Origin of the sequence: Leisingera sp. S132 (assembly GCF_025144465.1) — a bacterium.
Lineage (GTDB): Bacteria > Pseudomonadota > Alphaproteobacteria > Rhodobacterales > Rhodobacteraceae > Leisingera.
Genome location: NZ_CP083553.1, coordinates 1012259 through 1027022 on the forward strand (window position 1 = coordinate 1012259; position 14764 = coordinate 1027022).

The 14764-nt window shown below is 61.7% G+C and carries 13 protein-coding genes; 11 read left to right on the forward strand and 2 right to left on the reverse strand.

The features are described from left to right. Positions 1-36 precede the first annotated feature (36 nt). A complete protein-coding gene (locus K3725_RS04940; RefSeq protein WP_260017734.1) occupies positions 37-741 on the forward strand; it encodes a hypothetical protein in 705 nt (234 codons plus the stop codon). Here K3725_RS04940 and K3725_RS04945 read toward each other — a convergent pair. Then, complete coding sequence (locus K3725_RS04945; RefSeq protein WP_260017735.1) at positions 735-2684, reverse strand: 4Fe-4S binding protein; 1950 nt, start codon at positions 2682-2684, stop codon at positions 735-737. The genes K3725_RS04940 and K3725_RS04945 overlap by 7 nt on opposite strands. A gap of 372 nt (positions 2685-3056) precedes the next feature. Here K3725_RS04945 and K3725_RS04950 point away from each other — a divergent pair, with 372 nt between their 5' ends. The 10 genes from K3725_RS04950 (at position 3057) to K3725_RS04995 (ending at position 12717) form a co-directional block, all read left to right on the forward strand. Continuing rightward, a complete protein-coding gene (locus K3725_RS04950; RefSeq protein WP_260018565.1) occupies positions 3057-3590 on the forward strand; it encodes a DUF3305 domain-containing protein in 534 nt (177 codons plus the stop codon). Continuing rightward, positions 3587-4198, forward strand: coding sequence for a DUF3306 domain-containing protein (locus K3725_RS04955; RefSeq protein ID WP_311202220.1), 612 nt, complete (start codon positions 3587-3589; stop codon positions 4196-4198). Before K3725_RS04950 ends, K3725_RS04955 begins: the two co-directional genes overlap by 4 nt. Continuing rightward, positions 4195-4800 carry a molecular chaperone gene (locus K3725_RS04960; RefSeq protein ID WP_260017736.1) on the forward strand — a complete coding sequence of 202 codons (606 nt, stop codon included), beginning with the start codon at positions 4195-4197 and terminating at the stop codon, positions 4798-4800. Before K3725_RS04955 ends, K3725_RS04960 begins: the two co-directional genes overlap by 4 nt. Before the next feature lie 86 nt (positions 4801-4886). Next, positions 4887-5072, forward strand: a complete 186-nt coding sequence (locus K3725_RS04965) for a twin-arginine translocation pathway signal protein (protein ID WP_260017737.1) — start codon at positions 4887-4889, stop codon at positions 5070-5072. A 114-nt stretch (positions 5073-5186) separates the two neighbouring features. Continuing rightward, a complete protein-coding gene (locus tag K3725_RS04970; RefSeq protein ID WP_260017738.1) occupies positions 5187-8084 on the forward strand; it encodes a formate dehydrogenase subunit alpha in 2898 nt (965 codons plus the stop codon). A 12-nt stretch (positions 8085-8096) separates the two neighbouring features. After that, positions 8097-8690 (forward strand): formate dehydrogenase FDH3 subunit beta, encoded by a 594-nt coding sequence (gene fdh3B, locus K3725_RS04975; RefSeq protein ID WP_089231194.1) that lies wholly within the window; start codon positions 8097-8099, stop codon positions 8688-8690. A 106-nt stretch (positions 8691-8796) separates the two neighbouring features. Continuing rightward, positions 8797-9984, forward strand: a complete 1188-nt coding sequence (locus tag K3725_RS04980; RefSeq protein WP_409201589.1) for a formate dehydrogenase subunit gamma — start codon at positions 8797-8799, stop codon at positions 9982-9984. Beyond that, the gene (locus K3725_RS04985; protein ID WP_260017739.1) at positions 9981-11255 is read left to right on the forward strand and encodes a c-type cytochrome; all 1275 of its coding nucleotides are present in this window, start codon (positions 9981-9983) and stop codon (positions 11253-11255) included. Before K3725_RS04980 ends, K3725_RS04985 begins: the two co-directional genes overlap by 4 nt. Next, positions 11252-11377: a hypothetical protein gene (locus tag K3725_RS04990; protein WP_260017740.1), complete on the forward strand. Its 126-nt coding sequence runs from the start codon at positions 11252-11254 to the stop codon at positions 11375-11377. Before K3725_RS04985 ends, K3725_RS04990 begins: the two co-directional genes overlap by 4 nt. An 11-nt stretch (positions 11378-11388) precedes the next feature. After that, a complete protein-coding gene (locus K3725_RS04995) occupies positions 11389-12717 on the forward strand; it encodes a sigma-54 dependent transcriptional regulator (protein WP_260017741.1) in 1329 nt (442 codons plus the stop codon). Positions 12718-12720: 3 nt separating this feature from the next. Here K3725_RS04995 and K3725_RS05000 read toward each other — a convergent pair whose 3' ends face one another. Next, positions 12721-14682 (reverse strand): HAMP domain-containing sensor histidine kinase, encoded by a 1962-nt coding sequence (locus K3725_RS05000; RefSeq protein ID WP_260017742.1) that lies wholly within the window; start codon positions 14680-14682, stop codon positions 12721-12723. Positions 14683-14764 lie beyond the last annotated feature (82 nt).

Consider the following 14764-nt stretch of genomic DNA (forward strand, 5'->3'; position numbering starts at 1 on the left):
CATGCGGGATATCTGGTTATAATAGTCTGGCTTCTGATGCCTTTCACCGCTGCCGCCGAGGAGGCCCGGCTGGTGCGGCTCCATGCGCCGAAGGTGCTGGAAGACAGCGGGTTGTTGCGCCACATCCTGCCGCGGTTCACGCTGAAAACGCAAGTCAAGGTGGAACTTGTCGGCCTGGATGCCGCCGACCTGATCCTGGGGGCGGAGGGTGAAGCCTTGTTCGCGGGTGCAGGTGCTACCTGGCACATGCAGCGGATGCGGCAGGGTCACCAAGGAGCCGATAAACTGGCCGGCTGGCTGCGCTCGGAAGTGGGCAGGCGCGCAATTCGTGGCTTTGCGCCCGAAGGCGTGTCCCTTTTTGCAGTGGTGGAGGCTGGCTCGGCTGATCCGGTTTCTGAGGGAACGGCGGGCGATGCGGCGCTGGGGCTGGAAGTGGCGCAGGCGGAATGCAGCCGTTGCCATGTTGTGGCAGAGGGCGCGGGGATAGCTGGAATTGGCTCGACCCCTAGTTTCCGGGTGCTGCGCAGCCTCGCTGATTGGGAAGAGCGTTTTGCAGCTTTCTACGCGCTGAACCCGCATCCGGCATTCACGGTTGTCGAGGAGGTTACCGAACCCTTTCCTGAGGACCGGCCGCCGCCCGTGTACCCGGTGACCCTGACTCTGGAGGATTTGGAGGCGCTTCTGGCCTATGCCGCCGCGCTGGCGCCGGCGGACTTGGGGGCACCGCTGCAGCATCAGTGATCGCGGCGCTTGCTGAGATAGTCGTCTGTGGTGCGCGGCCGCGGGCGTTCGCCGCCGGCAAAGGGGCTGCTGTCGGCGTGGAACTGCGCGTTCACCCGGCAGTCATCGCACATCTGGATCATCTTCAGCGCGCCAGGATTCTGATACATACTGTGTGCAGCCAGCTTTTCAGTGATTTTTTCGATTGTGGACTTCACCCCGAACAGGGCTCCGCATTCGATGCAGGCAAAGGGTTCTTCCTCGTTCAGAACCTGCTGCGTCAGCGCGGCAGGTGTGAGGTCGAGCCGGGGAACCAGGGTGATGGCATCTTCCGGGCACACTTTGGTGCAGAGGCCGCATTGCAGGCAAGCGTCCTCCTGGAAGCGCAGCTGCGGCGTGTCAGGGTTATCACCCAGTGCGCCGGACGGGCACAGCGAGACACAGGACAGGCAAAGAGTGCAGCTTTCCGTGTCAACGGCGACTGCACCATAAGGCGCGCCCTCAGGCAAGTTCAGAACTTCGGCACCTGGGTTCAGTGCACGGGCCGCCAGGCGGGTGATCTGGCGCCGGTTGCCTAGCGGGCGGACCGGAGCAACGGCTGGCGAAGAAGCTTTGCTGCCGTACAGCGCGTCTTCCAGTGCCTCAGGATCATTGAGGTCCAGCATCTGTACCGTGCCTGTGCCGCCGATCGCTTCCGCCAGTCCGACCTGAGCTAGAAGCGCTTCCGGATCGGTTCCGGGACCGGGCAGCAGCGAAACCTGTGCGAAACCCGCAGCCAGGGCAGCGAGCGCTTCAGCATGGCCGAAGAGGTTCAGGGCGGGGACCTCCATCGGTACGGTGTCGGCCGGCAGCCCGCGCCCGTAGCGGGCGGACAGGCGGATCATTTCAGACCCGTGCGCGCCGGAGACCAGCAGCCGCGGCGCGGCCCCGCCGGCATCCAGATAGGCCTTGGCCAATGTCTGAACACGGCGCATGGTCAGATCCACGGGCGGTGCGTCATAGCTGATGGCGCCTGACGGGCAGACGGCAGAACAGGCGCCGCAGCCGGCGCAGATCATTGGATCGACGCTGACGTGGTCGCCTGACGGGGTGATTGCGCCCGTGGGGCAAAGGTCCAGGCAGCGGGAACAGCCCGTCTGTTCTGCCCGGCTATGGGCGCAGAGCAGGGGCTCGGTCCTAACATAAAGCGGCTTCTCAAAAACGCCCGTTAGCTGACTCGCCGCCAGAACGGCTGCTGCAACCGAAGACGGATGGCCCGGATCCGCACGCAGATAGCCTTCGCGCTTTTCCGGGGCCAGGAACAACGCCGCGCCGCCTCTGAGGTCGAGAATGATGTCGCACTCCGATTGCCCGCCGTCGCGCGGGCTGCTCCAGCCCAGGGCGCCGCGGCCTCCGGGTTCAGGAACCTGCAGCGCGTCGATGCGCACTTGAAACTGTCCCAGAGCGCCTGAAGCACTGCGCAGGCTGCCCAGCACAATGTCGTAGTCGCGTGTTGCCGGCTGATCGGGGGCGGCCTCCAGCAACACTGTTACCCCCAGCGTGTCTTTCAGTCGCTCGGCGGCATTCAGCGCAACCTCTTCCGGACCTAGGATCAGGCACAGCCCCTCCGAGACCACATCGCGTGTTTTGGGCGCGGCGCCTGGCAGCAGGGCTTCGGCTGCCAGCGCGGACATTTTGGGTAGTTTGGAGCTGTCATCAGCACTCCACCCGGCGCGGTCCCGCAGGTCCAGCAGAGCGGGTGAAGGGGCGTTCAATTCCTCCGCCAAGGCTTCGAATGCACGTGCCTCCTGGGTGCAGCAAATAATTGCGTCACCGCCCTGCAAGGCTGCGGCGGCAAGGTCGATCTGCTTGGTGCAAAGTGCCGTGCAGGCGGGTGGGACGTTCAGGCCGGTTGCCTTGGCAAGACCTTGGGTGTCGACGTCCTGACTGCCAAGACAATCACATGTTATCAGAGACTTGATCATGGTTTCTTTTCGGCCGCAGCTGAGACTGGCAGCCTTTTACCCCCTGTTTCTTGCTTTGATTAAGACGCGATTCGAACGCTGCCACAACCGGTTTTCTGGCGACGCAGTCTGGCCGGCAGTCCGGGATCAGGGGGCAGCGCAGGGGGTGATTCGCCGCCGCGGCACCGACCTGAAATGACTGAGTATTTTTGTCGAAATAGACAAATCGTCCGATGGCCCGAGCCTGTGTCAGGCAGGCTGCCCAAATTGACCGGAAACGCGGAGGAATGCGGGTGCATGCAATTCCGCGCTTTGCCGGTGGCGGGCAGTGACGCAGTCTGAAGGCAGGGGAGGAAGTACCGGTTGATCCATAATCCGAAAATGTACCGGACCATGCCGCTCGGCATTGTGCTGCGCAAATCCCGCGGGATAACCCGCTGGGTGCCGTGGTGCTGGCGGGCGGTTGCTGTGCTTCCCGGAGCAGCGCCTGCGAACTGGCATGAAATGCGCCGTGAAGACGATGCGGTGGAATACCACGCCGCTACCCTGACGCTGGAGCTGCACGGGGCCGAGGCGGAAGCCTATCATCATGGGCTGAATGCCGAGGTGCCGAGCGTCTATGTCGTGATGCGGGAGCAGCAGGGCGATGCCCCGCTGGAGTTGCTGCTGGTCACCGCTTCGCCCTATGAGGCACAGGATTACACAGACAGCGGCGAGGAAATCGTCGAGAAGATCCCGATGCCCTCCGCATTGAAAGCCTGGGTCTGGGACTTTGTAGATGCCTTTTATGAAGAGGAAGTCTTCGTCAAACGCCGCCGTGACAAGAAACGGGTGGATCTGGCTGAAGATGGTATTGGTGATCCCCGCATTGCCCAGGTGGCAGATGTCTACCGATCGCCCTCGCTTCTGAAGCGGAGGCTGCAATGATGGATGCCTGGTCCCGCCGCCGGGCAGCTGTTGCTGCCGAAGCCCGCGACGGAGAACGGCAGGCAGCTGCGCAGGCGGCAGCGGAGCTGGAGACGCAGCAAGCCGGGAAAAGCGATGCGGAACTGCTGGAGGAGCTTGGGCTGCCGGAGCCTGAAACATTGGAGGCAGGGGAGGATTTCAGCCGGTTCTTGAGCGATGCCGTGCCGGCAAGGCTGAAGACCCGGGCGTTGCGCTGTCTGTGGCGGGTCAATCCAGTGCTGGCCAATCTGGATGGCCTCGTGGACTACGGCGAGGATTTCACGGACGCAGCCACAGTCATCGAGAACCTGCAAAGCGCTTATCAGATCGGCAAGGGCATGCTGGCCCATGTGGAGGAATTGGCGCGGCAGGCAGAGGCCGAACAGGACCCTCAGGAGGAGGAAGACCCATCCGGACCTGACGCGGAAGGTGCGGATATGCCTGAGACTGAGGAGGCGCCCGAGCCAATGGCCGCTGTGGCGATGGAGCACGCGCCTCCTGTCCCCGCAACAGAAGAAGAGCCGGTTTACGCCGCTGCCCCCAGTGCCCGGCGGATGATTTTCACCTTTGACGAGCATAGGACAGGATGAGCGCAGCAGTGGAAACACGAATTGCCGAGGAGGACCGCCTGCGGGCGGATCTTTACAATTTTCTTGGGCTGATCCTTTCCGGACCGCCGGACCAGATGCTGCTGGACCAGACTGCGGGCCTTGACGGCGACACTTCCGATCTGGGGCAGGGGATTGCAACACTGGCGAAGCTGGCGAAGCTAACCAAGCCAAAAGCAGCAGAGAGCGAATACAACAAGCTGTTCATCGGTTTGGGCCGGGGTGAGCTGCTGCCTTATGCCTCCTACTATCTGACCGGGTTTCTGAACGAGAAGCCGCTGGCCGTGCTGCGTCAGGACATGACGGCACGGGGGCTGGCACGGGCAGAGAACGTGTTTGAGCCTGAAGACAACATCGCCAGCCTGATGGAAATGATGGCCGCGCAGATCGTGGGGCGGTTTGGTGCCCCCGCGTCTCTGGAAGAGCAAAAGACCTTTTTCAACCGGCACATCGCCCCCTGGGCCGCGCATTTCTTTGCCGATCTGGAAGGGGCCAAGAACTCGGTCTTTTACGCGGCTGTCGGCAGCGTCGGCCGGGTGTTTATGGACATTGAGAGCGAAGGGTTCCGTCTGAGCGGGGCCTGAAGAAACGGGCGGGCGCCAGCGCCGGCCCGCAAGGAGCGGCGGATCAGCCGCCGGAACGGAAGAGAAGCAGCAAGGAGGAGGAAAGGATGAGCAAGGAGACCAAGGCATCGCGCCGGGAGTTTCTGAAACTGGCCGGCACGGCAGCCCCCGCAGCGGCGGTGGCAGTTGCAGCCGGCGGCAAGGAAGCAGAAGCGGCAGAGCCGGATCTGACATCCGAGAAGATGCAGGATACCGCACACACGCGCGCCTATTTGGAGTCCGCCCGGTTCTGAACCGGACGAGCTGACCCGCCTTCTGGCAACTGGTTGCGTGACGCCCGACCGCCAGAAGCAGATTTCACAGTTACCAAGCAAGCGGGCGTATCCGCAGGCAAGGGAGAGAGAAACATGCTTAGGAAAAAGACCAACGGGGTTGCGCGACGCCCCCAGCGGACAAGTATCCTGTCTGAAGCCGCAAATGCTTCAGTAGACCGCCGTGCGTTTCTGCGCGGGTCTGGTTTGGCGATCGGCGGGCTGACCGCAATCGCGGCCACCGGCGGCACGGTGCAGCAGGCCAGCGCGGCCACTGCAGCAACCGGCACGGTGGAACTGAAGAAATCCGTCTGTACCCATTGCTCAGTCGGCTGCACGGTTGTGGCCGAAGTCAGCGACGGGGTCTGGATCGGGCAGGAACCCGGCTGGGACAGCCCCTTCAACCTTGGCGCCCACTGCGCCAAAGGGGCATCGGTGCGCGAGCACGCCCATGGCGAGCGCCGCCTGAAATATCCGATGAAGAAAGAAGGCGGCGAGTGGAAGCGGATCAGCTGGGAGCAGGCGATCAATGAGATCGGCGACGGCATGATGCAGATCCGCGAGGAAAGCGGGCCTGACAGCGTCTATTGGCTGGGCTCGGCCAAGCACAGCAACGAGCAGGCTTATCTGTTCCGCAAGTTCGCTGCCTACTGGGGCACGAACAACGTGGATCACCAGGCACGGATTTGCCATTCGACCACGGTTGCAGGTGTTGCCAACACCTGGGGCTACGGCGCGATGACGAACTCCTACAATGACATCCACAATTCAAAGGCCATTTTCATTATCGGCGGCAACCCAGCTGAGGCGCACCCCGTCTCGCTGCTGCATGTTCTGCGCGCAAAAGAGCAGAACAATGCACCGCTGATCGTCTGCGACCCGCGCTTTACCCGAACGGCAGCGCATGCGGATGAATACGTGCGCTTCCGCCCCGGCACCGATGTGGCGCTGATCTGGGGTATCCTGTGGCACATCTTCGAGAACGGATGGGAAGACAAGGAATTCATCCGCACCCGTGTCTGGGGGATGGATCAGATCCGCACCGAGGTCGCCAAATGGAACCCGGAAGAGGTCGAGCGTGTAACCGGCACGCCGGGCAGCCAGCTAAAGCGCGTTGCGCGGACCATGGCGAACAACCGCCCCGGCACGGTGATCTGGTGCATGGGCGGCACCCAGCATACCAACGGCAACAACAACACGCGTGCCTACTGCGTGCTGCAGCTGGCGCTGGGCAACATGGGCACCTCCGGCGGCGGCACCAACATCTTCCGCGGCCATGACAATGTTCAGGGCGCAACCGATTTGGGCGTTCTGTCCCATACTCTGCCTGGCTACTATGGCCTGTCCAAGGGTGCATGGGGCCATTGGGCACGTGTTTGGGGTGAGGACGCGGAATGGCTGGCGGGGCAGTTTGCCACCACCACCGGGGCCGACGGCACCGAAAAGCCGCTGCAGAACCTGAGCGGCATTCCGGTCAGCCGCTGGATCGACGGCGTGCTGGAAGATCCGGCGAACATGGACAACCCGGACAAGGTGCGGGCCATGGTCCTATGGGGCCACGCGCCAAACTCGCAGACCCGCGGGCCGGAAATGAAAACGGCGATGGAAAAGCTGGACATGCTGGTTGTGATCGACCCCTATCCAACGGTCTCCGCCGTGCTGCATGACCGCTCCGACGGTGTCTATCTGCTGCCGGCGGCCACGCAGTTTGAAACCCGTGGTTCTGTCACCGCCTCGAACCGTTCGCTGCAATGGCGCGAAAAGGTGGTGGACCCGCTGTTCGAATGCAAAACCGACCACGAGATCATTGGCCTCTTTGCCCGGAAGTTCGGCTGGCACGACCGTCTGTTCCGCAATATCAAGCTGGAAGAGGACGGGGTGACACCGGATGTCGAGGATACGCTGCGCGAGATCAACCGCGGTATGTGGACCATCGGCTACACCGGTCAAAGCCCGGAACGGCTGAAGCTGCACATGGCCAATCAGCATACCTTCGACCGCACCACGCTGCAGGCAGTGGGCGGCCCGGCGGATGGCGATTACTACGGTCTGCCCTGGCCCAGCTGGGGGACACCGGAGATGAACCATCCGGGCACGCCGAACCTCTATGACATGTCCAAACCTGTCAGCGAGGGGGGACTGACCTTCCGGGCCCGTTTCGGGGTGGAGCGCGACGGTGAAAACCTGCTGGCGGATGGCGTCTATTCTCTGAACTCTGAAATCCAGGACGGTTATCCCGAATTCACCATGCAGATGCTTATGGATCTGGGATGGGACAGCGATCTGACAGATGAGGAACGTGCCGCAATCGACGCTGTGGCTGGCCCGGAAACAAACTGGAAGACCGACCTTTCCGGCGGCATCCAGCGGGTGGCGATCAAGCATGAGTGCGCCCCCTTCGGCAACGCCAAAGCCCGCACCGTCGTTTGGACTTTCCCGGACCCGATCCCGCTGCACCGCGAGCCGCTCTATACCAACCGGCGTGATCTGGTGGAGGACTACCCAACCTACGAGGACCGGCACGCCTACCGTCTGCCGACCATGTATGCGTCGATCCAGAAGAACGACTTCAGCAAGGATTATCCCATGATCCTGACGTCGGGACGCTTGGTCGAGTATGAGGGCGGTGGCGAGGAAACCCGGTCGAACCCCTGGCTGGCTGAACTCCAGCAGGACATGTTCGTCGAGATCCATCCGCGCGATGCCAACAACCTGGGTGTGCGTGACGGCGCGCAGGTCTGGGTCGAAGGCCCCGAAGGCGGCAAGGTCAAAGTGATGGCGATGGTGACCGAGCGGGTAGGCGAAGGCGTGGCCTTCATGCCTTTCCACTTCGGCGGCCATTTCCAGGGCGCGGACCTGAGGGACAAATATCCCGACGGCGCCGATCCCTATGTGCTGGGTGAAAGCTCCAACACCGCTCAGACCTATGGCTATGACTCGGTCACCCAGATGCAGGAGACAAAATGTACTCTCTGCAAAATCTCGGCAGCATAAGGAGGTCAAGAAATGGCTAGAGCTAAGTTCCTGTGTGATGCCGAACGCTGCATCGAGTGCAACGCCTGCGTCACTGCTTGTAAGAACGAGCATGAAGTGCCCTGGGGCATCAACCGCCGCAGGGTGGTGACGATCCAGGACGGCAAGCCGGGCGAGCGGTCGATCTCGGTCGCCTGCATGCATTGCTCGGACGCTCCCTGCATGGCGGTCTGCCCGGTCGACTGCTTCTATCAGAACGAGGAAGGCGTCGTCCTGCACTCCAAGGACCTCTGCATCGGCTGCGGCTATTGCTTCTATGCGTGCCCATTCGGCGCACCGCAGTATCCGCAGGCAGGCAATTTCGGGTCGCGCGGCAAGATGGACAAATGCACCTTCTGTGCAGGGGGTCCGGAGGAGACACATTCCAATGCGGAATTCTCCAAATACGGCCGCAACCGGATTGCCGAAGGCAAACTGCCGATCTGTGCAGAGATGTGCTCGACCAAGGCCCTGCTGGCCGGTGACGGCGACGTGGTGTCGGCGATCTACCGCGAACGCGTGGTCGCCCGCGGCTTCGGCTCCGGCGCCTGGGGCTGGGGCACCGCCTACGATCAGAAAGGCGGCTGAGCAACTGTTTGCGGGAGCGCCCGGCGCTCCCCGGCAATCACGGACAGGGCAGCCCCGTCGGGCTGGCCTGTCCCTCTCCTCGAGGTTTTTCCAAGGAGGGTGGCACATGCTGCGCATGGCACTCGCAATTGTCCTGTCTTTCCTTCTGACCGGCGCACCGCAGGCGGAGGCGCAGGATCGTTCCGCCACTGGCGGCGCTCAGACGCTGGAAGATATTCTGGCGCGGCAGCGCGGTGAAAAAGTTGACGATGCCTTCCGCCGCAATGACACCGGTGACCCGGATTCGGCTGCAGCAATGGCAGCACAGCTTGGCACCTTGGGCGGCGCTTCGGATCCGGAACTATGGCGGGCCTTACGCTACGGCTCGGCTGATATCTCCGTTTCATCCGGCGGCGCTGGGGCTGCGGTCCTGGTACAGGATGGCGGCATGGTGTGGCTGGACTTCCGGGAAGGGCCGTTGCGCAAGTATGGCGGCGGCCTTCTGCTGGTGACATTTGCTGCCCTCGTTCTGTTTTTCATTTTGCGCGGGCGCATCAAGCTTGATGACCCTGCGACGGGCCGCACTGTGACCCGTTTCAAAGCGATTGAGCGTTTTGCGCATTGGCTGCTGGCAGGGTCATTCATCGTTCTGGGCCTGACCGGCCTTCTGGTCCTGTTCGGAAGGTTTTTTGTAGCCCCTTATCTGGGCAAGGACTTGAACGCGACTTTGCTGCTGGCCTCCAAATGGCTGCACAACAATGTCGCATGGGGTTTCATCCTGGCACTGATAATGGTTTTCGTAATGTGGGTTGCGCATAATATCCCGAACCGCACGGACCTTATGTGGCTGCGCCAGTTCGGCGGCATCATCGGCAATTCCCACCCCCCGGCAAAAAAATTCAATGCCGGTCAGAAAGTGATCTTCTGGTCGGTCATCCTGCTTGGCGGTTCCATTGCCCTGTCGGGCCTGTCGCTGCTGTTCCCATTCGAAATGCCGCTGTTTGCCAAGACCTTTGCCGCGCTGAACAGCCTTGGTTTGCCTGGTCTTGTTGGGCTGGAACCGCTCCCTGAGGTGCTGACGCCGCATCAGGAAATGCAGTTCGCGCAAGCATGGCACGCCATCGTCGCGTTTGTTTTGATGGCGATCATCATTGCCCATATCTACATCGGCTCGGTGGGCATGGAAGGTGCCTTTGACGCCATGGGATCGGGGGAAGTGGATGAGGCCTGGGCGCGGCAGCACCATTCGATCTGGCTTGAGGAGGAGCTTGGCAGGCAAAAGGCTGAACCCTCGGAGGCAACACCTTCGGAATGATGCGTTGGGCGGCATTCCTGATCCTGACTGCGCTGCCGGCTGCAGCGCAAGAATTCACCACGCTGAAGGGCCATGGCGGGCCGGTGATGGGCATAGCAGTGTCACCGCAGGGGCAGGTGGCCACCGCCAGCTTTGACAATTCAGCGGCTCTGTGGACGGGGAACAGCCCCAAGTGGCTGGAAGCACACGGCGCCGCGGTCACTGCGCTGGGCTTTACCCCTGCCGGGCTAATCACAGGTGGCGATGATTTTGCGGTTTACCTCTGGCGTGCTGAGGGGCCGGAGCTGCTGGGCCGCCATAAGGGCAAGGTCACTTCCGTCGCCGTTAGCCCTGACGGGGCCTTTGCGGCAACCGGCAGCTGGGATGGATCGGTGCGGTTGTGGCCGCTGGCTGGCGGCAGGCCGCTGGAACTCTCCAGCCCAGGGGCCGGGGTCAATGATTTGGCCTACGGCGGCGGAGCACTGTTTGCGGCCACGACGGATGGAGAGCTGCTGCGCTATGACCCTGTCCACCCGCAAGAACCGCCGCTGCCGCTGGTTAAACACGGCTTTGGCATAAACCAAGTCGAGGCGGGCAAGGGATGGCTGGCTTATGGCGCAGTAGATGGCGGCACCCGGGTGATCGACATGGACAGCGGAGCGCAGATCGCCGATTTCTCACTCGACCGGCGCCCCGTATTGTCACTGACGCATCATACTGAGACCGGGCAGCTGGCGGTCGGGGACGGTCACGGGTACATTATGGTTCTGGACACAGCGGAGTGGCAGATCGCCCGGGACTTCCAGGCAACCAGGCAGGGGCCGGTCTGGGCGCTGGCCTTTTCCGAAGACGGTTTAATGATCTGGGCCGGAGGTCTCGATGATGTAGCTTATGGCTGGCCGATTGCTTTGTTGGATAGTTTTGACCCCGCGATGGATGCCGACCGCAGCTTTTTGCGCAACTCCAAAACGATGCCAAATGGCGAGCGGCAGTTCATGCGCAAATGCTCCATCTGTCATGGGTTGACCGACGCACCTTCGCGTAAGGCCGGGCCCAGTCTCCATGGTGTCTTTGGCCGCCGTGCCGGAACCTTGCCGGGCTACCGCTACTCACCTGCGCTGGACGGATCGAAAATTGTCTGGAATGATAACACGATAGACGCTCTATTTGCGGAAGGGCCAGACCATTACATCCCCGGCTCCAAGATGCCGATGCAGGTGATCGCAAGCAGTGCGGACCGTGCTGATCTGATCGAATTTCTGAAACGGGCAACTGAAGGAGGCAGCCAATGAAATCCATGTTGGCCGGATTTGCGGCCATGATCCTGATTGCCATTGCCGCAGATTATGCACTGCAGGGCATCGGCTTTTCCTCCGCTGAGCGTCAGTCAGGCGCCGCGGTAAGGCTGAACTGAGCGGGGGCAGCGTGGCAGACGACTACGGCGGCAATCTGGCTGGAGCTTCGATCCTGGTGGTCGATGACGAACCGGGGATGCGCAATTTCCTGACCAAGATCCTGGAGCCGCGCTGCAAACGAGTGGTGCAAGCGGGTTCCCCTGGCGAGGGTGCTGAACAACTGGACAAGGCCCATTTCGATCTGGTGATCCTGGACAATATCATGCCGGGTAAGACAGGGCTGGAATGGGTCGCTGAGCAAAGCCGCAAGGGGCTGTTTGCTGATACAATTCTGATAACGGCTTATGCGGACCTGGAAACCGCGATCCAGGCGCTGCGTGCGGGTGTCAGCGATTTTGTGCTGAAACCGTTCCGGGCTAACCAGATCCTGAACGCTGTGTCGCGAACTTTGGACCGAAAGAACTTGCGCCGCGACAACACGCTCTTGCGCCATGAGCTGTTTTCCGAGGGCGGGCCAAGTACGCTGCTGGGGCAGTCGGGGGCGCTGTCCGAGGTACGGGCGATGCTGCACAAGCTAGCGCCCCTGCCGACGCCGGTTCTGTTCACCGGACCCACCGGTTCCGGTAAAGAGATCGCCGCGCGCACATTGCATCAGCTGTCGGACAGGGCCGAGAAACCCTTTGTGGCTGTGAACTGTGCAGCAATCGCACCGGAGAGGATCTCGCATGAGTTGTTCGGCATCGTGGAAGCCGAACAACAGCGCCGTGCCGGGTTGTTTCTGCTGGCAGACGGCGGCACGCTTTTCCTGGATGAGGTGGCCCAGATGCCCGAACCGCTGCAGGCCGCCCTGCTGCGGGTGCTGGAGGATCAGCGCATCCGGCCCGTCGGGGCGGAGCGGGACATCCCGCTGAACCTGCGTTTCTGCTTTGCCACCAATGCTGATCTGGCAATGGCGGTGGCAGAAGGGCGGTTCCGCGCCGATCTGTATCACCGGATCAACGTGGTCAATATCACGATGCCGCCGCTCAGCGAACGGTCGGAGGACATTGTCGAGCTGACGGCGTTTTTCATGACCCATCTTTCGCGCGCACTGGGGATGCCCAAGCTGCTGCTGGACGAGGAGACGCTGCTGAACCTGCGCCGCTACGACTGGCCGGGCAACGTGCGGGAACTGCGCAACCTGATCGAGCGCTCGCTGATTTTGGGGGAGTTCCCGGAGGAATTTGCCGGTAGCGGGCTGATAACCGGTTCCGAGGCGATGGAAAGCCTGGAGTTGGTCATGCAGCGCCATATCCTGCATGTTCTGGACCGCTGCGACGGTAACCGGGCCGAGGCGGCCCGTAGGCTGGGGATTTCGCGCAAGACCATCGACCGCAAAAGCGCGGCTTGGGGACTATAAGGCTTATTCCTCTGCCTGCGGAAGCCAAACGGTGAATTCGGCACCGCCGTCCTTGAGGTTGCGGGCGGAGATCAGCCCGCCTGCGCGCTGCACCAGCGTTTGGCTGATTGAGAGGCCCAGCCCGGTGCCCTCGGCCTGTTTGGTAGTGAAGAACGGGTCGAAGACAGAGATAAGTTTGTCTTCCGGAATGCCGGGGCCGCTGTCGCGGACTGACAGCTGCGTTCCTGACCGGCCGCCGCTTTCAGCTGCGGCCACGCCCAGCGAGAGGGTGCCGCTTTCTCCCATGGCCTGCATGGCATTCACGATCAGATTGATCACAACCTGCTGCATTTCGCCGGGATCTATCCGCACAGGCGGAGCATCCTGGAAATCCTTGCGTACTTGAATGGCCCGTTTGGACAGCAGATGGTCCACCAGCACCAGGCTGTCTTCGACCAATCGGGGCAGCATAATGGTTTCGTCATAGTTGGAAAACTCACCCGGGCGGGCGAACTGCAGCAGTTTGCCGACGATCGCATCAATCCGCATGACCTGCTGATCAATCAGGGCCAGTTCCGTCTTCACATCCCGGGCGTTGTCGCCGAGAGTTTCCCGGATGACGTCGACGTTGCCTTGAATCACGGCAACAGGATTGTTGATTTCATGCGCGACACCGGCGGTTATTTCGCCAATGGATGCCAGTTTCTCTGACATGACCAGCTGCTTGAAAGTCTCCTCCAGCTTGGCATTGGCTTTACGCAGCTCCGACGTGCGCTTGTCAACCATCTGGTTCAACCCTTTTGCATAGGTGCGCAGGCGCTGGTCACGGTCCTGCAGCTGGTTCAGCAAGCTGTCGAGATGGGCCGCCACTGCACCGATCTCGCCTCGTGCGCCGGTGTCGCCGTTGCGGGCAGAAAGATCGCCGCCTTCGACCCGGCGCATGGTCTTGTTCATACGCTCAAGCGGAGCAAAGATGCCCTTCGCCAACCACAGGAACAGCGGGGCTGATAGCATCAGAACGCCGGCAAAGGCAGCAATCATCCAAAGGTATGCTGCGCGCTTGGCAGCGGTGAAAGGGGCCTCCAGAAAACCGACATAAAGCATGCCGACCCGGTTTCCGAAACTGTCGGTCAGGGGCAAATAACCGGAAATGTACCAGTCGTTGACCACAAATGCCCTGTCCAGCCAGGTTTCGCCCTGTCCCAAAACACGGTTCCTGACCACGGCCGAAACACGCGTGCCAAGCGCACGCACGTCTTCGAACAGGCGCACATTCGTCGAGACCCGCACGTCTTCCAGAAACAGGGTGGCAGTCCCCTGCCGGTCGCCCCCGGTGACAGCATTCAGATAGACAAGCGCGTTGATCGTATCGATGAACTGGAGATTCCGGTTCAGAAGAATGCCTCCGACCAAAACCCCGTCGTGGCCGTTCATGGCAACCGGGCTGGCGCTGTGCACCACCATGCCCCGGTCTTCGGCTGTCCGGCTTGTCGGAACTGCAGCAGCGGTCTCGATCAGGTCAAACCGCGCTTGTTCTGCCAGCCCCGATGCCAGGCTGTTCAGGTCTTCGGGCCCCATAATGTCGATGCCGGCGCCGCTTGTGCCGCTCAGTGCAGCCTTGATAACCGGCCATTGATCAGCGGTATCCGCCGTGCGGCTGCGGGGCAGAAAGTAGAGAAAGTCGAGCCCAAGCTCTTTGCGTTTCCGGGACAGGTATTCTTCGTGTTCCTCGTTGGGCTTGGCCAGCAAGGCGTCAAATTCGGCTGAGGTGGCAATTCCGGTCAGGTCCCTCTCGGTTCCGGTCATAAGCTCTTCGAGATATTGTTCAGCGATCCGCAGATCGCTTTCCACATTGGCGATCAGAAGGGCATCATAGTCTGAACTCCACCGCGTCATGCCAAGGAGCAGCAGGAAGGGCATCAGCACGATCAGCGGCAGCAAAGCCATTACCAGCAAGCGCAGGCGGACAGAGGACAGCGGGGCCATGCCTGACTGTAGCCTTCCGATGTGTGCGGGGCAAACACTGGGTAGCCGAAACCGGTTGATTTTCGAGCTTTTTCGTCCTTGG